This is a genomic window from Pseudoalteromonas sp. Angola-7 (assembly GCF_028599255.1).
GTDB classification, from domain to species: Bacteria; Pseudomonadota; Gammaproteobacteria; order Enterobacterales; family Alteromonadaceae; genus Pseudoalteromonas; species Pseudoalteromonas atlantica.
The window spans coordinates 17,327-37,398 of record NZ_JAQREL010000015.1; the positions used below are offsets into that span (position 1 = coordinate 17,327).

General features: G+C 42.2%; 15 protein-coding genes. 7 read left to right on the forward strand and 8 right to left on the reverse strand.

Annotation, left to right across the window (positions count from 1 at the left end; translation table 11 throughout):
- The first annotated feature begins 46 nt into the window (after positions 1–46).
- On the forward strand, positions 47–1,546 hold the full coding sequence (locus PSH50_RS17010) for a DUF2235 domain-containing protein (RefSeq protein WP_138576698.1): 1,500 nt from the start codon (positions 47–49) through the stop codon (positions 1,544–1,546).
- Positions 1,547–1,910: 364 nt separating this feature from the next.
- On the opposite strand, the gene eat is transcribed toward PSH50_RS17010, so the two are convergent.
- Genes eat through PSH50_RS17025 form a run of 3 tightly spaced genes read right to left on the reverse strand, consistent with a single transcriptional unit; the run spans position 1,911 to position 5,616 of the window.
- On the reverse strand, positions 1,911–3,314 hold the full coding sequence (eat, locus tag PSH50_RS17015) for an ethanolamine permease (RefSeq protein ID WP_273588016.1): 1,404 nt from the start codon (positions 3,312–3,314) through the stop codon (positions 1,911–1,913).
- A gap of 20 nt (positions 3,315–3,334) precedes the next feature.
- Positions 3,335–4,213: an ethanolamine ammonia-lyase subunit EutC gene (gene eutC, locus PSH50_RS17020; protein WP_055255624.1), complete on the reverse strand. Its 879-nt coding sequence runs from the start codon at positions 4,211–4,213 to the stop codon at positions 3,335–3,337.
- Complete coding sequence (locus tag PSH50_RS17025) at positions 4,213–5,616, reverse strand: ethanolamine ammonia-lyase subunit EutB (RefSeq protein ID WP_273588015.1); 1,404 nt, start codon at positions 5,614–5,616, stop codon at positions 4,213–4,215. Before PSH50_RS17025 ends, eutC begins: the two co-directional genes overlap by 1 nt.
- A 219-nt stretch (positions 5,617–5,835) precedes the next feature.
- On the opposite strand from PSH50_RS17025, the gene PSH50_RS17030 reads away from it, so the two are divergent.
- Positions 5,836–6,804 carry a helix-turn-helix domain-containing protein gene (locus PSH50_RS17030; protein WP_273588014.1) on the forward strand — a complete coding sequence of 323 codons (969 nt, stop codon included), beginning with the start codon at positions 5,836–5,838 and terminating at the stop codon, positions 6,802–6,804.
- 923 nt (positions 6,805–7,727) lie between these two features.
- On the forward strand, positions 7,728–8,291 hold the full coding sequence (locus tag PSH50_RS17035) for a cytochrome b (protein WP_273588013.1): 564 nt from the start codon (positions 7,728–7,730) through the stop codon (positions 8,289–8,291).
- 31 nt (positions 8,292–8,322) lie between these two features.
- Here the strand turns inward: PSH50_RS17035 and arfA are convergent, their stop codons facing one another.
- From arfA to PSH50_RS17050, 3 genes are all read right to left on the reverse strand, one after another.
- Positions 8,323–8,523 carry an alternative ribosome rescue factor ArfA gene (gene arfA / locus PSH50_RS17040; protein WP_024032961.1) on the reverse strand — a complete coding sequence of 67 codons (201 nt, stop codon included), beginning with the start codon at positions 8,521–8,523 and terminating at the stop codon, positions 8,323–8,325.
- A gap of 162 nt (positions 8,524–8,685) precedes the next feature.
- The gene (locus PSH50_RS17045; protein ID WP_273588012.1) at positions 8,686–11,226 is read right to left on the reverse strand and encodes a TonB-dependent siderophore receptor; all 2,541 of its coding nucleotides are present in this window, start codon (positions 11,224–11,226) and stop codon (positions 8,686–8,688) included.
- Between the two features lie 226 nt (positions 11,227–11,452).
- Positions 11,453–12,430 carry a sensor histidine kinase gene (locus PSH50_RS17050; protein WP_273609859.1) on the reverse strand — a complete coding sequence of 326 codons (978 nt, stop codon included), beginning with the start codon at positions 12,428–12,430 and terminating at the stop codon, positions 11,453–11,455.
- Between the two features lie 111 nt (positions 12,431–12,541).
- Between PSH50_RS17050 and PSH50_RS17055 the strand changes: the two genes are divergently transcribed.
- Together PSH50_RS17055 and hemH are read left to right on the forward strand one after the other, a co-directional pair.
- On the forward strand, positions 12,542–13,873 hold the full coding sequence (locus tag PSH50_RS17055; RefSeq protein ID WP_273609860.1) for an HD domain-containing phosphohydrolase: 1,332 nt from the start codon (positions 12,542–12,544) through the stop codon (positions 13,871–13,873).
- 286 nt (positions 13,874–14,159) lie between these two features.
- Entirely contained in the window at positions 14,160–15,179 is a 1,020-nt protein-coding gene (gene hemH / locus PSH50_RS17060; protein ID WP_004589664.1) for a ferrochelatase, read from the forward strand.
- Between the two features lie 360 nt (positions 15,180–15,539).
- On the opposite strand, the gene PSH50_RS17065 is transcribed toward hemH, so the two are convergent.
- The gene (locus PSH50_RS17065) at positions 15,540–16,697 is read right to left on the reverse strand and encodes a benzoate/H(+) symporter BenE family transporter (RefSeq protein WP_273609861.1); all 1,158 of its coding nucleotides are present in this window, start codon (positions 16,695–16,697) and stop codon (positions 15,540–15,542) included.
- Between the two features lie 377 nt (positions 16,698–17,074).
- Here PSH50_RS17065 and PSH50_RS17070 point away from each other — a divergent pair, with 377 nt between their 5' ends.
- Positions 17,075–17,791, forward strand: a complete 717-nt coding sequence (locus PSH50_RS17070) for a hypothetical protein (protein WP_273609862.1) — start codon at positions 17,075–17,077, stop codon at positions 17,789–17,791.
- A 60-nt stretch (positions 17,792–17,851) separates the two neighbouring features.
- Entirely contained in the window at positions 17,852–18,595 is a 744-nt protein-coding gene (locus PSH50_RS17075) for a zinc-dependent metalloprotease family protein (protein WP_004589607.1), read from the forward strand.
- A 136-nt stretch (positions 18,596–18,731) separates the two neighbouring features.
- Here PSH50_RS17075 and PSH50_RS17080 read toward each other — a convergent pair whose 3' ends face one another.
- Positions 18,732–19,955: an alkaline phosphatase family protein gene (locus PSH50_RS17080; protein WP_273609863.1), complete on the reverse strand. Its 1,224-nt coding sequence runs from the start codon at positions 19,953–19,955 to the stop codon at positions 18,732–18,734.
- Positions 19,956–20,072: the final 117 nt, after the last annotated feature.

A 20,072-nucleotide genomic window follows, 5' to 3' on the forward strand; every position in this document is an offset into this window, starting at 1 on the left:
AACATTGCCTGTGTAGAGTATTTAAAACAATTAAAGGATTAGGGCTATGACGGGTAAAACGCTAATTTTTAATTTTGATGGTACTGGTGGCGAACCTCGCGATGCAGAGCAATTTAGCTCAGACCATTTTAAAGAAGACAGTAGTATTTCTAATATTCTTAAGCTGCATTTATTATTAGGCGGCAAACTCGATGACTCCCCCACCACCCCATTTACAAACCAGCTTAGTTTTTATTATCAAGGTATTGGCACTAAAGGTAGCCGCTTAAAACGTATTTTAAACCAAACTTTAGCGCCACGTGGTGACGATGTTGCCAGTATTTTAAATCAAGCCATGAGTGATTTTAAAGCGCATTACCAACTAGGCGATACCCTTTTACTTACCGGTTTTAGCCGAGGCGGCGCACTCGCTAGGCGTTTTGCAAAAATCCTAGAGCCTTTAATTAGCGATAATGTTTACGTATGTGTATTTGATACCGTGGCCTCAATAGGTTTATCAAAAGTCAGTAAAGCAACGCGCGGTGCCGAGCATGTAATATTTGAAAACCACACCATTGCTAATAATATTTCGCAGGCACTGCACTGTGTAGCACTTGATGAAAAACGCCGTGCGTTTGAACCCACCCTAATGAACCATCAAAATAATATTACCGAGCTTTGGTTTGCAGGGGCGCATTCAGATATTGGCGGCGGTTATTACCGCGATGGCCTAGCTGATATTTGCCTGCGCTATGCGCTTGAATGGTTAATTGAGCAACCACTTAATATTAGCTTATTAACCAGCCACGACATTGACTACGAAACCTTATTGCCTGGCAGTAAATTAGTTGACCAAGACGATGTAACCGTAACGCCCGATCCTCTGGCTTTAAGCCATCAGCAAAATTACTTTTGGTTTAATCCCTTTTTTAAATTGGTGGATAGGGAGTGCTATGTACTTATTGATAACGAAGCCAGCAACTTAGAACCACATATACATCAAAGCGTAGCTACACGAATTAATAAACTAACTAGCTATCGCCCAGAGTCGCTTAAAAACCTGCATTACAAAATTAGGTATAACGATAACAGCACATTAAGCTTTACTGGTTTAAGCCAACACATTGCCCTTGAAAACCAAAACATGAGTGTATTACAAGTTTCGCAAAGCCAAGATGTGATAGTGTTTGCCAGCGAGGCACATAACAATACAGGGCTTATGTTAGTTGAAGGCGCAACTTATAAGTTTGAACCCTATCCCAATCAATTTTGGTATGACGACGGTATAAAATGCACCGCAAGCGGCTGGCACCGCGATAATGTGCAATTAGGGGTTAAAGAAATTCCCATGGCATTGCTTGAACCATTTAGACGACTTCCAAGAGCGCAGTGGTTCTCTTTGGTTGGCGCAATTAACAATAACGACGAATATTTATTTGAAATAGCCAATGGCGCTACAGTAACCATTACTAAATCCGGTGAATTTAGCCCCTTCGCCAATGACTTAAGCCGCTTTTACGGCGCCAATGCAGGGAAAATAAAAGTAAAAGTAACACGCATAAGTTAAATGGGCTGTAGACGAGCAGTTTGCTGGCGTGACGAGCGATAGCTCGTAAATATAACCAATGCATTCACAAAGATGTTAGTTGCTTCGTTTTTAGAGAAGCAACTAATATTTTGCGCGAGCAAGCTTCGCGCCTACAGCTTTCACTTCTCATTTACTCCTCATTCCCTTCTCTTTGTGCATTTTTGTATTAAAGATCAATAAATCACTAAGAGATTTAGAGGCGCTTCACTTTTAGAGAAGTAACTAATATTTTGCGCGAGCAAGCTTCGCGCCTACCTACAAAATTAACACAGAGGTAAATTACCTTGTAGAAGCGCAGCTTGCTGGCGTTTAAAAGCAACGCTTTTACCCTAGTATTAACCCCTTAATTTGAGGCGGCTAAGTCCGCTTCAGCGTCGGCAAGCATAGCAAACTCTTCATCTGCACTTTTAGCGACTAAATGCTTAGCGCTATAGCCAAAGTAATAAGCTGCACCAATCACAAATAGCACTACGGTGTATAAAAATGCACGAGGGTCAAACGCATACACACCCGTTAATGCAATAAGCGATAACACTAACGCAATACCCGATGTAACCACGCCACCTGGCGTTTTATACGGGCGAGCTAAATTAGGTTGCTTAATACGCAACATAATATGGCTCAGCGCCATTAACGCATATGATACCGTTGCACCTACCACCGCCATGGCTAGCATTAAATCGCCCTCGCCACTCAGTGAGGCAATAAATCCAAAAATAGCGGGTACAATTAACGCACGCGCGGGTACTTTGCGCTCTGTAGTAATTGATAACGAACGCGGCAAATAGCCCGCACGCGAAAGCGCAAACACTAAACGACTATAACCATAAATAATCGAAAAGAACGACGCGACCAGCCCCGCTAAACCTAAAATATTTACTACAGTGGCTAAGCTTGTATTGCCCGTGGCGTTAAGCGCATCAACTAAAGGAACTGCACTGGCGCCCATTGCGTTTGCACCACCGGCAGCAGGAACTAACACCACAACAAGTAAAGCGGTAAACAGTAAAAATAACATAGCGCCAATAATGCCTTTAGGTACATCTTTAGCTGGGTTTTTAGCTTCTTCGGCAGCAAGCGGCACGCCTTCTACTGCTAAAAATAACCACATAGCAAAAGGCAATGCAGCCCACACACCATACCAACCAAGTGGTAAAAATTCATTTGCACCTGCAGCATTAGTTACCGCAACATCAAATAAATTAGCCGCGTCAAAATTAGCAATTAACGCCACGGCAGTGGCAATAATAGCCAATACTGCTAAGCCACTTATCACCATCATTACTTTTAGCGCTTCACCCACACCCGCTAAGTGAATACCTACAAACGCTAAATAAAACAGTGCATATACCCACGGGCCATTAAAACCCGTTAACGCCTCAACCGCCGAGCCAATAAATATAACAATGGCGGCGGGGGCTAATGCATATTCAATTAATACCGCAAGCCCAGTTAAATAACCCCCAGCTGGGCCCATTGCTTGTCGTGCAAAACTGTAACCGCCACCCGCCGCAGGAATTGCTGCCGACATTTCAGCAAGCGATAACACCAGCGTTAAATACATTATTGCCATTAACACGGCAGCAATGGCAAATCCGCCCCAGCCGGCTTCGGCTATGCCAAAGTTCCAGCCTGCAAAGTCGCCCGAAATTACATACGACACCCCTAGCCCTGCAAGCAATAACCAGCCCGCAGTGCCACTTTTTAACTGCCTTTGTGCAAGATACTCTTTATTGTTATTAGACATATTGACCTCTTTTTATGGTTTTATTCCGCGATTAAAAAATTTGTGGTTTGAACCTGATGCTCTATTACATCGTCTTGTGTTCTGTCTTTTAAGTTAACCCCAGTAAGCCCGCACTTTTTGGCCTCTTGCAGTAAATATACGGCTCTTCGGGCAGCCTCAAAGTAGCTAAGCCCTGCAGGGCGAATGTTAGAAATACAATTACGGCACGCATCGTTAAGCCCCGTTTTTGGCTCCCACGTTAAATAAAGGCCAAGGCTGTCGGGGGAGCTAAGCCCTGGGCGCTCACCAATTAATACCATTACCACTTGTGCGTTTAACAGCTCGCCAATGTCATCACCAATCGCTACGCGGCCTTGCTCTACTAGGGTAATTGGCGCAATTTTGTAAGGTGAGGGCTCAGTAGGAAGCTGCTTTAAAAGCTCGCTTATAAATGGCGCTGCATTTTTTTGTACCGCCAACGACGAAAGCCCATCAACTACCACAATGGCTAAATCGTATTGCGCCTGTGTACTGTTTTGCCTACTTTGCATAGTATTTAAAAGCGTTGTACGCCCTGCTTGGTTTAGCTTTCGGCCTAAATCGGGGCGCTGTAAATAGGTAACACGATCAACAGCCTCACTTTGTACACTTAGCGGTTTTTCAACCTCGCTAAGCGCATCAATAGCACTGAGAGTTTTTGTCATTTCGCTAATATCTAACGGAAAGTTAACCGCATCGCGCGCCTGAGCATGCGATAGCTGAAACGCTAACATTTCAGATGTAGGTAAACTAATGCCTGCGCGGCCAAGGCCAATACGGGCATCGGTAAAACGGCGTAAATCGCTCCATGGGTTTTCAACCACTTTGCCATTATCGTGATCGTGGCTGCTTTGCGTGTTTATGCTTTTAACCGCTTTCATTACATCCCTCCTTGTACTGCTTTTAATGGCTTAGCAAAGGCAGTTGGTAAGGTGTTTGATAAAATAGTCTCGGCGGTATTTTCCATAATTTTCATTTTGCTAAGCCACGCTTCAAACTCGGGCGCTGGGCGCGAGCCTAAAACTCGGCGCACATATAAGGCATCATGAAATGAGGTAGTTTGGTAATTAAGCATAATATCGTCCGAGCCTGGAATCCCCATTACAAACGAGCAACCCGCCACACCTAATAAGGTGAGTAAGTTATCCATATCGTTTTGGTCGGCCTCGGCGTGGTTGGTGTAACACACATCGCACCCCATAGGTATGCCTAAAAGCTTGGCACAAAAGTGATCTTCAAGCCCTGCGCGGGTAATTTCTTTACCATCAAATAAATACTCGGGGCCAATAAAGCCTACAACGGTATTAACTAATAAAGGGTTAAACTTGCGTGCTACAGCATAAGCACGCGCCTCACAGGTTTGTTGGTCAAGCCCATGGTGTGCATTAGCCGAAAGCGAGCTGCCTTGCCCGGTTTCAAAATACATTACATTATTGCCAACCGTGCCACGCTTTAAGCTCAGCGCAGCATCTTGCGCCTCAGCTAGTGTATTTAAATTAAAACCAAAGCTTGAATTTGTTGCTTCTGTACCGCCTATTGACTGAAACACCAAATCAACCGGAGCGCCTGCTTCTATGCACTCTATGGTGTTAGTTACATGGGTAAGCACGCAGCTTTGTGTCGGAATTTCGTATTTTTGAATCACATCATCCATCAGCGTCATTAACTTAATGGCTTGCGCTACGTTGTCGGTGGCGGGATTAATGCCAATTACCGCATCGCCATTGCCGTATAAAAGGCCATCAAGCATGCAGGCAGCTATACCATTTATGTCATCGGTTGGGTGGTTAGGTTGCAAGCGGGTTGATAAATGCCCAGGCAAGCCTATGGTGTTTCTAAACGCGCTTTTTACGTGGCACTTTTTAGCAACAAGTATGAGATCTTGATTACGCATTATTTTACTTACCGCAGCCGCCATTTCAGGGGTAATGGCTCGCCTAACACTTGCAAGTACCGCAGGCGTTGCAAAATCACTTAATAACCAGTTTCTAAAATCTCCCACGGTTAAGTGCGATATAAGCTTAAAAGCGTTTGCGTCGTGCTCGTCAATAATAAGGCGTGTAATTTCGTCTTGCTCGTAGGGAATAAGTACATCGTTTAAAAATGTTTTTAGCGGTACTTCGGCCAATGTCATCTGCGCTACAGCGCGCTCTTGTGCCGATTGTGCAATAACGCCCGCTAACCTATCACCCGAGCGCTGCGGCGTAGCTTTAGCCATTAACTGCGCTAAGCTCTTGAATTGATAAGTATGTGTTCCTAAAGTATAACTGTACATATGCCCCATGATTTACTCCGCATAACTAATATTACAAACCTTGGTATAGGTCTTGCCTCATATAAGCTATAAATCAATTTTGAATAGTCACAAGAAGGCTTAATTTGTACCAAGTGGCTATCGAATTTTGGCAAATCACTTTTTATTATTTTATTTCAGTAAGTTAATGCCTTTATTTGGCATTCACTTAAACTAAAAATATGTTTACTTTAAAAGAGCATCACCTATATGGCGCAGCAAGGCAGCAACAACGCACCACAAAAGAGCAAGGTATACACGCACGATATTGACGAGCAAGCCCACAACCTCACTCAATGGCAGCAAAAGTACGACCAAGTAAGCGATGGCCGCTTTTATGGCTGTATAGAAGGCGTAAATTACAACGATATTCATGCTTTTAAAGAATACACCGAGCGTGCACTGCGCCAGCAATGCAACATAGCGCCTAACTCTATTTGGCTTGGCATACCGAGTCAGTCGCAGCAAAGTAAAATTAATGGCCTTGATGTAGCGAGCAATCAATTTATGTGCCGTACCAGCAGCAGTGACTTTGAGCTAATTACCCCTGAGCAATTTGATATTTACGGTTTGGTTATTGATTGGCATTCCATTGAGTACATGGCGCAGTTACAAGGCGTAACAATTAAAAACCTATCATCTGCACAATCTGCTCGTTTAACGGTTAGTGACTCATCGCTGCAAACAGCAAGGCAAATTATTAATAGTATGGTTGCCTGTAAAGGCTTTGGGCTTAAACCAGAGTCACAGCAAGATATGCTTAGTATGCTAGCACTGCATTTACTGCAAGCTGATAACCCGCAGCAAAACATAGCCCCAAGCTATAAACACCGTAAAGCGGTGGTCGATAAAGTAAAAGAGTACGTGGCAGCCAACCCACAAAAAACAATAACCATAACCGAACTTTGCGAGCTTACTTTTGTTAGTAGGCGCACGTTGCAGTACAGTTTTGAAAGCATTTTAGGTATTAACCCGCTTAGGTTTTTGCGTTTAACCCGTTTAAATAACGTAAGGCGCGAGCTTAAAGTTGTTGGTCAAACTAAGCCTATATCAATCATAGCGGCCAATTGGGGGTTTTGGCACGCAGGGCAATTTACTAAAGATTACACGCAGTTATTTGGTGAAAACCCCTCTCAAACCATCGCCAATAATTTAAAAGAAAGTGGCCTAGATTTTTAGATGCTTAGCATCGCGCGTGAGTAAGCTTTTCGCGCCTACCGACAAAATTAACACCGAGGTAAATTACCTTGTTGACGCTCAGCTTGCTGGCGTGACGAGCGATAGCTCGTAAATAAAGCTAATTCATTCACAAAGAGGTTAAGAGGCGCTTCGCTTTTAGAGAAGTAACTACCATCTTGCGCGAGCAAGCTTCGCGCCTGCAGCTTTCACTTCTCATTTACTCCTCATTCTCTTCTCTTTGTGCATTTTTGTATTAAAGATCAATAAATCACAAAGAGATTAAGAGAGCCTTCGCTTTTAGAGAAGTAACTTGCATCTCGCGCAAGCAAGCTTCGCGCCTACAACTTTCACTTCTCATTTACTCCTCTTTCTCTTCTCTTTGTGCATTTTTGTATTAAAGATCAATAAATCACAAAGAGGCTCAGAGGCGCGTCGCTTTTAGAGAAGTAACGAGCATCGCGCGTGAGCAAGCTTCGCGCCTACAGCTTTCACTTCTCATTTACTCCTCATTCTTTTCTCTTTGTGCATTTTTGTATTAAAGCTCAATTAATCACAAAGAGGTTATGAGGCGCTTCGCTTTTAAAGAAGTAACTAACATCTTGCGCGAGCAAGTTTCGCGCCTCCAACTTTCACTTCTCATTTACTTCTCTATCCCTTCTCTTTGTGCATTTTTGTATTAAAGATCAATAAATCATTAAGGGGTTCAGAGCCGCGTCGCTTTTAGAGAAGCAACTTACATCTTGCGCGAGCAAGCTTCGCGCCTACAACTTTCACTTCACGTTGCGGGTTTATCCTTTTAAATTTAAAAAATAAGTTTCGTTAACCCTACTTTAACCCTCTATAGTTTAAGCTAGCTGCATTAATGTAGATTATTCAATTGTACACGCAACTAAGCGCCACTTTTTAAGTTAGGAATAACCACAATGAAACTTACAAAAGATACAACAAGTACGTTAAGCAAAACCACCATAAGCCTGCATTGGATTGTAGCTATTTTAATTATTGGTTTATTAGGCTCAGGCCTATATATGGAAAACTTTAAAGCGTTTTTTCTAATGAGTTGGCACAAATCATTTGGCGTAATACTGCTTGCTTTTGCGTTATTAAGAGTAACATGGCGCATTGTAAATGGCTGGCCAAAGCACGATGTTAAACACCCAAATTATGAGCAAGTGTTAGCTAAAATTGTGCATTACGTTCTTATAATAAGCATGTTACTTATGCCTATTTCGGGGCTGATTATGTCGGGCTTTGGTGGGCATGGCGTAGAGATGTTCGGGCTAGAGCTTATTCCGCACAACCCCAACCCAGAAAACCCACAAAAAAGCCTCGCTTTTAACCAAGGCTTTGCAGAGATAGGAAAAACCGTTCACGGTATTACAGCAAATGCGCTTCTTATCGCGTTAGGTTTACATATTGTGGGCGCTTTAAAGCACCATATTATTGATAAAGACAACACCCTTACGCGTATGCTTGGTAAAAAGTAGGTAGTTAAAAGTCTTATTTGATCGGTGCTATTTAAGCCGCGATTAAATAAGACTCTCGTCCTACGTGTTTGTTATTGCGCTTAAACGAGCCTTTCCCTTTTTTAGCTTTAACCACTTGAGGTTTAAACACTTTAGAGGTTACTAGCGCCGCCAGCGCATTATGATTAATAACACCTCGGCCGGTGTCTACCGCACTATTATTTGCGGCTTTGGTTTTCGATTTTTTAGCCATTTTATTTCCTAACTATTTATAACAATAAGAACCTTAAGAAGTGGCGATTGTATGCCTAATTTTCAACCTTGCAAGTGTTTTAACGCTCTTTTTTCATAATAAATAAACGTAAAAAAAGCGCAGTAAATAACTGCGCTTAGTAACAAGTTTTATCTCAAATAATTAAAATTCAAAGCTTACTTTTGCATAATAAGTACGCCCGTCAAAGCCGTAAGGCAATGCACGTACAGGGTATTTAAACGCGCCGTTGGTAATAAAGTTAAGCACTTCGTCATCACCTAGCTCATCTGGGGTTTCATCAAAAATATTATCAGCCCCTACCGATACGTTAAATATTTCGTTAATTTGGTAGCTAACGTTTAAATCCACTAGTACTGCTGATTCAACTGTACTAGTTGGTTTAAACGACCCCGTAGGCGAAAGCTCACCTGGTAAAGGGATGTGGTCATTACCAAAGTATTTAACGTCTGTTTCGCCAAAGTAATTAAAGCGAAGCGTTGTTTCATACGCATCACGCTCATAGTCAAACGTTAAAGTTGCGCGCTCACCTGGCTGGCCGTCGGTAAAAAAGCTACGTTGTAAATCATCAAACGCCACCGACTCAGGAATACCTTCTTCTGCGTTCACGTTATCAATTTTAGTGTCGTTTAAGTTACCCGCAAAGGTTACTCCAAAATTACCGCCCTCTACATCAGTACGGTAAGAAGCAATAATATCAACACCTTGCGTAGTTGAATCTACAGAGTTTGAAAAGTAGTTAGCTTGCACAGCGCCGGTTGCTTGAAGCGCGGCTACGGCTTCATCGCTAAAGGCAACGTCCTCTGCAGAAAGTAAACTACCAAGCGTAATACGGTCTTTAATTTCTACACGGTAAAAATCAACCGTTAACGAAAGCTCACTTGTTACATCGTAAACAAAACCAGCACTGTAGTTAGTTGAGGTTTCAAGCTCTAGGCTATCTACACCCAATGCACTTGGAAAAGCAGTCCCCGTATTTGCAGTGAACGACTGCGTAAGTGTGCCATCTGAGCCTAGGTTAGTTGTAAATGCGGTATAACCACTTTGCTGAAGCGATGGCGCTCTAAAACCAGTCGATACCGCACCACGTACTGCAAAGTCATCGTTAAATTCATAACGTGTTGCTAATTTACCAATTAAGTCATCGCCCGCATCTGAAAAGTCTTCATAGCGCAACGCACCACTTACGTTCCATGCATCCGTTACCATGGTTTCTACATCTACATAAAACGCGTAGCTGTGGCGATCGCTCTTGTTTGTTGCCTCTGGGCGCAAACCGTTATAAGCCTGAAAACCACACTCAGCAAATTGATCAGGGTCGTTTACTGAAGGGTACGAAGCATCGGTATTTGCCAAGCCACATGCATAAGAGGCTTCATCGCCAGGTACTATTTCGTAGTTTTCTTTACGGTATTCAGCACCAATAGTTACATATAAAGGCTCATTGCGGCCAATATCAACGATGCCGTTAAAATCAGCATTAACTGTTGTTTGATCAAATCTAAAACCACCAGAGTAACCGCCACTTGGGCCTGCATTTGCTGCTATATCGGCATCGCTTGCATCTGGGTTATTAAATACGTACTCCGCCGCATAAGAGGCATTTATAGTATTACGTGAGGTAAAGTCGTATTGGTTTTCACCATACACTGCCGATACATCGTATCCCCAATCTGGGTTTATATCGCCTCTAAAACCAACCGCTACTGAAATATCTTCAGCTTCGTTATAAATGCGGGGTAAAAAGCCATCGTTGTATACTTGCGTTACATTTTTAGATGCTTCGTTAAAGTTACGGTAAAAACCATTACCCAGCGCGGTACGCTCAGAATAGCCACCAAATGAGTACAATTCGCTGTCGCCCATTGGCAAAGCCATGTTGTAAAACAACGAGGTAAATTCACTTTCTGAGTTACCTTGGCCCCAACGTACATCTTCACTTAGCGTGCCTGGCTCAACATTTAACGACCCACCGGTATCGCGCTCTGCACGGTTAGTGCCATCGGCATCACGATACTCAAATGATAAATTAATAAAGCCGCCTTCATTACCTAAGTCAAAACCACGGTTTAAACCTGCAGAAAGCGTATCGCCGTCGCCTTCACTGGTGCCGCCGTACTGTACGTAACCCGTTGTTACGCCAGTTGAATTATTAAGCGATAAGTTAATTACGCCAGCTATCGCGTCAGAGCCATATTTAGCTGCTGCGCCATCGCGTAGTACTTCTACACCTTTAAGCGCAGTTAGCGGAATGGCGTTCATGTCGGTGCCGGCAGCGCCTGCACCTACAGTGCCGTTAAGGCCAAAAATAGATTGATTATGGCGGCGCTTACCGTTCACCAACACTAACGTTTGATCTGGCTGTAAGCCGCGCAGCGTTGCTGGTCTAAATAAATCAGAGCCATCAGATACTTGCGTACGAGAAAAGTTAAACGACGGGGCAGTAGCTTGCAGACTCTGCCCTAGTTCTGTAAAGCCGCCTTTGTTTAAATCATCAGCGTCTATTAAATCAATAGGTGACGAAGACTCAGTAGAGGTGCGGTTAGAAACGCGCGACCCTAATACAGAAATTTGTTCGATATTTTGTGCAGCCTCAACAGGTGCTTCTTGAGCGCTTACGATGCTTGGTGCGCTTACGGCAAACGCAACAGCGGCAGCTAATGTATTTAAACGGTATGTTGACATGGTGACGACCCTGTTTAGTGTGTTCTTTAATATTTGTTATTGCGATGTAACGCATCGCACTGGGGAACATCCTAGCAACATATGCAAATAAAAAGAAATGAAAAAACTAAATAATAGGTCTAACTATGCAAAAAAATGTAAATACTAAAAAATAACACTTAAACTTGTTCAAAACACATACAATTAAGGATTTTAATTTCAACCTCAAATTAAATTAACACTTTATTTACAATGGGTTTATCACGCTTTCTTGTACTTTTACGGGTAACCAACAACAAATGGTAGTACCTGTTCCTAAAGTACTGCTAACTTCTATTTTTCCGCCGTGATCTTGCAAAATAAAGTTAACAACGGTCATCCCTATTCCTAATGAGTGGGCGGTTTTATGTGTGGTAAAAAAAGGCTTAAACAGATGCGCTTGGGTATTTTCATCCATTCCACAACCGTTATCTTTCACTTTTATACATACCCCCTCATTTTGCTGCGTTACGCTTAGTTCAATAATGGTGCCTTTTTCTAGTTCATGTTCGCACGCTTGTTGAGCATTTAGTAACAGCTCAACAAAAATTTGATGAATAGACGACAGCTCCCCCCAAATTAGCGGCACTTGCTCAAAGTTGGTTTTTATTTCGCAGTATTTAAGCTGCCCTTGCAACACGCCTAAAGCAGAGCCTGCAACCTCGCTTACATCTATATATTGCTTGTTATGGGTACTTGAAAATTGGCTAAGGTTTAATAAATTATGCACGGTTTGCTTTATGCGCTTTAAACCATCTAGGCTTTCGCTCAACTGCGAGTAAATTTCGTGTCCATTCCATGCCAGTTCGTATTGTTTTTTTAGATCAACCAACACGTTTTTAAATTGCCCTGCATTTAATTGGCCGGTTAAAAACTGCTCGTTATAGTGAAGAGATTTTGATAAAAGAGGGCTAACATATTGCAAGCTTTCTATATTACTAATTACATACGAAAGCGGGTTATTTATTTCATGCGCAATACTGCAAGACAAAACACCCACACTTGCCATTTTGTCGGCCTGAACAAACATTTGCTGATACAAAGACAGCTCAGCAACGTTTTTGGTTAGTTCGCCATTTAACACAACTAACAATTGGCTTTTATCGGCAAGCAGTTGCTCTGCGGCTATGCGCTTTTGCTGCTCATCTAAAAAGGCTTGTTTGTAGTCGTCGGTTAAAGTGCTCATCCTATTCGCTCCATAAATACGCATCCATGTATAACGTTTAGTTTGCCATACGTAATTATGCAAACTAGGGGCAATTTTTAGGCTATGCTTATTATTTTAAAAGGTAGCACTATGACCAAACCAGCAGACGCTGCACATTCAATCACTGCCGTAGATGTACTTTGTGTTGATGACGACGAAATTGTTCTGCGCTCACTAACCTCCTTATTAAAAAATAATAACTTTAGTTTTATGACCTGCAAAAGCCCAGTGCAAGCGCTTGAGCTTTTAAACAGCTACGAATTTAGCTTAATTATTAGCGACATGAAAATGCCCACCATGAATGGCGCGCAATTTTTAGAGCAAGCCCGTAACAAAGCCCCCGAAACACAACGTATTTTATTAACCGGCTACGCCGAAATAGAAACCACCCTAGCAGCTGTAAACCTAGCGCAAATTAACGGCTACATACAAAAGCCATGGCAAAACGATATGCTTTTGCGCAGCATAAACGACAGCATCGAAAAGTTTCAGCTAAAAAAACAAAACAAGCAACTCGAGCTGCAAGTAAAACAGCAAAACAAAGAACTTCTCGAATTAAATAACTCGTTAGAGCAACGAGTAGAAAAGCGTACAAAACAAATTAAGCAGGTACTTAAACAGCTAGAAGATGCCAACGAGCGCGAAAAACACGAACATAAAGCCACCGTAGAGCTACTTTATAATTTTATAAACGCCAACCCATACTTAGATGGCAACAAAGCGCAAAAAATTGCCGACACCTGCACCCAAATAGCACTGTACTTAAACCTCTCGCAAAAAAGTATAGATTTAGCCCCCATGGCGGGTTACTTAGCGCAAATAGGTTTGCTTGCTATGGACCCAGAGCTCTATAAAAAGCCAGTGAGTCGGCTAAGCGAGCAACAGCGCAAAGCCTTTTATACGCACCCTAGCACAGCACAATTAATGCTGATGCCTGCAATACATTTACATGATGTATCTGATGCAATTTATCATCAATATGAGCGCTTTAACGGTAACGGTTTACCAAAGGGATTAGCAGCAAACGACATTCCTATTGGCGCTATGGTGCTTAGCGTTGCTCGCGATTATTGGAACGCATTTGAACAAAGCCAAAGCCCCACAGACAAAGAGCGCCACAGCGACGCGCTCGAAAGCGTTAAAATGTACAGTGGCACTTTTTACCACCCTAAAATTGTGCGCGCACTCGAGGCAAGCCATAGCAAATTAAATGAGCAACTTAATAATGCGGGCTCTATCATTATATGCAGCGCTCGAGAGCTAAAAGCCAATATGATTTTAGGCCATACGTTACACAGCCACAGCGGTATTATGTTGTTACCTAAAGGCCATGTGTTTGGTAAAAAATCCATCGAAAAACTACAGCAACTAGAAGCCAAAAAACCGACCCCGTTTAGAATAATGGTAAAAAGCGCTAAATGAGTGATCTAAACTGTGGCTTTTTTCGTTACAATTACCGTAAATAAGCTAAACTAATTCAAACAGGTACCTGTTAATCTGGGTATAAATTTTAAACTGTTTAATACCAATCCGCTTAATTAAGTAATTTATTTTGAGGGTGGAAAAACGTGTAGATAGCTAGGCAAAAAAATTCGCTATTTAGTTGTTCTAAATGAGAATTGCTTAACGCTGGTAGCGACACGTTTAGCCCCGCAAAATGATCAAGTAATATTGCGAATAGGTATCACATTGCTTTAAGGAGCACAGCGTGTCGCGATTTTCTGCAGTCACTGACAATCCCCACGACGGACGTTTTAATCAAAAAACGGGCATTTTACTTACCAACTTAGGCAGTCCAGACGCGCCCACGCCAGCGGCACTGCGTACCTACTTACGTGAATTTTTATCTGATCCGCGCATTGTAGAAATTCCACGTTTAGTGTGGATGATAATACTGCACGGTATAATTTTGCGTATTCGCCCTAAGCGCTCAGCAAAACTATACGAAAGCATTTGGACCGAAAACGGCTCGCCGCTAACACATATTACCCGCCTGCAACGCGACAAACTAAACGCGCTACTCCAAGAGCAAGGTTATACCAATACCGAAGTTGTTATGGCCATGCGTTACGGCAACCCTTCAATAGAGGCCGGCCTTGAAGAGCTACGCGATAAAGGCCTAACGCGCATAATTGTACTGCCGCTTTATCCGCAATACTCAAGCCCTACCACCGGCTCAACATTTGATGCCGTATCAAGAGTATTGCAAAAATGGCGCTGGGTGCCAGAGCTACACTTTGTGAATGGTTATCACAAAAACACCGCTTACATTGATTCATTAGCTAGCAGCATTAGTGAAGATTTAGAAAAAAACGGCATGCCGCAAAAATTAGTTTTTTCATACCACGGTATGCCAAAGCTATTTTTAGATAGAGGCGACCCTTACCACTGCCTATGTTTGCAAACCACGCGTTTAGTGGTTGAAAAACTAGGCCTTGATAAAGATAAAGTAATTAGCACTTTTCAAAGCCGCTTTGGTAAAGCCGAATGGTTAAAGCCATACACCGACGCCACGCTTGCATCGTTACCTGATGAAAACATTACCGACGTTGCAATTTTAAGCCCTGCTTTTAGCGCCGATTGCTTAGAAACACTCGAAGAGCTTGAAGAAGAAAATCGCGAAATTTTTGAAAACGCAGGCGGCGAAAAGTACCGTTATATTGCAGCCTTAAACGACAGAGACGATCACATTAACGCTTTATATGATGTGCTAAAACCAATGCTTTAAACGCATCTTAACGTAAAAAAGCGGTGTTAAATTTTAACACCGCTTTTTTAGCTGTAAAATAAGCAATTATTAAATGTCATAGCCACTATTTTGCGCGAGCAAGCTTCGCACCTACAACTTTCACTTCTCATTTACTCCTCTTTCCCTTCTCTTTGTGCATTTTTGTATTAAAGATCAATAAACCACAAAGAGGTTAAGAGGCGCTTTGCTTTTAGAAAAGTAACTTGCATCTCGCGCGAGCAAGCTTCGCGCCTACCAACAAAATTAACACCGAGGTAAATTACCCTTTAGACGCGCAGCTTGCTGGCGCTTTAAAAGCAACGCTTTTACCTGTTTTAACCTATCCATAGGCACTTTTATTTAACTTTTACGGGTGATCATCAACGTACAAACGCCGGCAATTATTCCCCAAAACGCAGAGCCCACCGAGAGCATGGTTAAATCAGATGCGGTTACCAAAAACGTAACTATTGCAGCCTCTGTGTATTGGGCTGAGCTTAAAGCTTGCTGCAAGCTATTAGCAATGGTGCCAAACAACGCAATACCCGCTAAGGCTAAAATTAATGCCTGCGGCAAACTTGCCACTAAACCAACAAGCGTTGCTGCGCAAAGTGCCATAACAATATAAAATACGCCTGCGGCAATACTTGCCCAATAGCGTTTATCGGGGCTTTTATCGGCCTCATCGCTCATACAAATAGCAGCAGTAATAGCGGCTAAATTAATAGAGTACGTACCAAACGGGGCTGTTAAAATATTAATAAAACCAGTTACGTTAAGCGTAGCCGAGATAGGCGCTTTATAATTATGAGCCTTTAATACAGCAATACCCGGTAAGTTTTGTGAGGTCATGGTTACTATATAAAGTGGTAAGCCAATACTTATACACGCTTGCAAGTTAAACACCGGTGCTATGAATGCAAACTCACTTATTTTCCAATGAATAGCGCCAGTATCAATATGCCCCATTTGCCACGCCAGTAGCACGCCTGCAACTAAAACGCTAAGCATGGCAAAACGTGCAAAAAATCGTTTTCCTAAAAAATACATAAGCACCATTAGGCCTATAACCAGTGGTAGCTCATTCATAAAATTAAATACATCTATACCAAAGGTGACCAATACGCCTGCCAGCATGGCACAGGCAAGTTCGCTCGGTATACGGTTCATTATTTTTTCAAACCAACCGGTAACCCCCGACACAAAAACCAATGTAGCGGCAAACATAAATGCACCAATGGCTTCGCCTAAATGGTAGCCCTGCGCGCTGGAAATAAGTAAAGCCGCCCCAGTGGTAGACCATGCAATTAAAACGGGCACTTTATAATAATACGACAACCCAATAGTGGTTATGCCCATTACTAGCCCTAGCATTAAAAGCCAGCTTGCGACTAAATTGGGCGTGCCGCCAAGGGTTATAACAACTTGATAAATAAGCGCAATAGAACTTGAAAAACCAATAATAACAGCCACCAACCCTGCGGTTGCTCGATTAAGCAGCTGATCGGAAAACGTCATAAAATCCCTCTTAATTTTAGATTTTTAAGCCCACAACATACGTTGCCTATTTACGCTTTGCAATTAGCGTTTACGCTATTAAGCGTGAAAAATATTCATTATTTTAAAATTTTTTTTACCTATAAAGATCACAGCCTTCATTGCCAAATTAAAAACAAAAACAATTATTCGCTTACGCTTGCACCCCGCTAAAACCCTATAAAAACCCATCCTTTTTAGCTCAATAAATCAAACCCATTATAGGTAAATTGTTTATTTACAATCATTTACAATATAAATAATTAGTACTTTTATACTACCACCACTAACTTGATCTAATTCTCTAGATGATATAAAACGTAACAATTAGTTAACCAAAAACCCCGTAAGAGAAACAAATGAAACGCGCTATTTTAATAATTGTTACCCTTGGTCTATCTGCATTTGCTATTTATAAGCTGCTATTTAATACCGAAAAACCTCAGCAGGTAACGGCGCCTGTTGCAGTGGATATAGTGCCCGTTGACTCTCAATTTGCAGCAAATAAAAAAGCACCACAGCCCATAGATATGAGTAAAGATCCCGTTAACGTAAAACCTAAAACCATTGAGGCACCAGCGAAAAGCAACCAGTTTGAGGCTATAAACAAGGTATCTGAAAAAGCTAAAGAGGTACTTACCAACGCCAACGTACTACCAAGCGATTTAAACAACGAAGCCTACATAGAGTTCGACCTAAATACGTTACAAACCCTTGAAACTGGCGACTCGTTTGATATTTCAATTCCGCAAACCGTTGAAACCTACAGCGCCGAAATCACATCGTTATCGGAGGCGAGTAATGGCGATAAAAGTATATTTGGCCAAGTTATTGGTGCCAATGGGCAACTGCACACCACGGTTATGACCGTAGGAAACGATGCAATTTATGGGCAATTTACAGCACCTAGTGGCAATTACGTTTTTGAAAGTAGAGGTAAATATGGCTGGATTGCAGCAAAACGCGATTTATACCAAAACCACATAGAGCATCACGTAGATGCGCCCACACCAAAAACAGATAAAACCATAGATATGTTTGCCCCAAAAAAAACTGAACAACCCAACACGCAGTAACCCAACTAAATCAATCAGCAGTAAAACTTCCAACCACTACATAAGTAAGGAAATATAAAAATGAAAAAACTAATCACTACGGCAGCCATTGCCAGCGCGCTATTTGCAACCAGTGCAGCACAGGCAGTAACGATTGATATTGGTATTTTATATACCGACCAATCGGCCGCAGCTACGAGCAATATAAACACTAAAATAAACCAGCTGATCGCCTTTAGTAACCAGGTTTATAGCCAAAATGGGGTAGACATTACACTGCGTTTAGCCGGCACAGAAAACCTAGGCGATTACGCAATTACACCGTCTGAAGATTGGTTAGATGCGGTAACTAACAGCAGCTACGTAGATGGTTTACGCACTAGCTGGAAAGCCGATATGGTTGCCGTACTTGGTACCGGCCAAAGTGCGGGTAATGGTTTAATCTCGTGTGGTTTAGCTTGGGTTGGCCAAGGCACTAACGGTAATTTATACAGCTCAATGAGCGACCGTATGTACTCTATTACTGCTATTGACTGTGGTGCCACTACGTTTGTACACGAACTTGGTCATAACCAAGGCCTGGCGCACTCACGTAAACAAGGCGATACCTCGGGCGGTGTGTATGTTGATGGTATGGGCCACGGCGTACAAAATGAATTTGCCAGCATTATGGCTTACCCGCACGTTTACGGTAGCGCAACGCAGTACGATTACTTCTCTAACCCTAATTGGAGCGTAAATGGCTTAGCCTTTGGTGTAACTAACCAAGCGTATGCTATTCGTACGGTTACCGACACTAAAACAAGCATTGCTAACTTTAAGTAAGTGATTTAAAGCAGGCTGTATTTAGCCCACTTATAATTATTTCCCTTTAGAGCGCATTTGCGCTCTTTTTTATTTGGCTTAAGGTTTGTTGATCTTTCAAGGTTAAGTCACTAAAAGCCTAAAAGTGCGCAGCTAATTAATGCACTACTATTTTTTGTTTTATAGCAGGCATTAACGTTTTACCGTCACCATCTACTTTACTTAAAAGCTTAAGCCCCATTACTTTGGCAAGTACCGGGTAAATATCAAGATTATTTACCTTTTCAAGGCTTAGCCCTTGTTTAAAAGCAGGCCCTACAGCAATTAACGTAGCCGCCATATCATCGGTATAGGCATAGCCATGAGTACCTAAGTACATTGCTTTGCCTTCGTTAGTAAATACCGCAGGCGCATTAGTTTGCACAACAATATCACCCACCCGAGTGCCTTTATTATAATGATACCCAGCTAATCGCTCGTCGTTTAATACCGTATAACGCCCGTTTGCGGCTTGTTGCAAACGTTGTTTGTAAGTTGCAATTTGCTCGCTTGTTACAGCAGGCTTTGCATAAATAAGTAAACGCGGGCCGGTATTTTTAACTATAAAATTATCGTTTTTAGGCAATGTAGATACATCAATACTTTGCTCTGGGTTTACATGCGCCATACCGTGATCGGATACAATAACAAGGTTAATCTCTTGCTCTAGCTTGCTTAAACGGGTTTGTAATTGTCCCATTAGTTCATCTAATTGTTTTACCGCATCGCGAGTTTGCGGTGCGTCTGGGCCAAACTCGTGGCCCATGCTATCAACAAGTGAAAAATAACTTGCCACAAAACGTGGGCGCTGCGCTTTAGGTAAGCTTAGCCACTGTATTATTTGATCAACACGGCCTTGGTACTCACTGTATTTAGAATAATGAAAGTAATAGTCGGGCGTCATACCGTTAAAGCGCGCATCCGACTCTGGCCAAAAATAAGTAGCCGACTTTAGCCCCTGCATTTTTGCTAAATTCCAAAGTGGAATGCCGTTTACCCACGTGCTATCGCGCATGCCTTTACCCATGCTGTAGCACTCGTTTTTACGGGCTTTATCACAAAAGTTATTATCTACAATGCCATGATTTACCGGCAGCAACCCTGTAATAATAGAAATATGATTTGGAAACGTTTTTGTTGGGTAAACAGGCATTAGTTTTTGCGCGCGTACACCTTTAGCAGCCATTGCTTTTAAATTAGGCGCGCCGTGTTTTTCTATATAATCCCAACGCATGCCATCTATTGATATAAGTACAACGGTTTGCTCTTTTGCCGCATATGTCGCTTGGCTGGTTAACACTAAAAGAGCCAACATCATGGCCTTTAAAAATACATACTTCATTACAAATACTCGCCTACATTAAAATGCGTTAAATACTGAAAAATATAGCTTTATAATACAATTGCCAGGCCTTAAATGATACAAGCACCTGTACCTAACTCGTCTAGATGTATATAT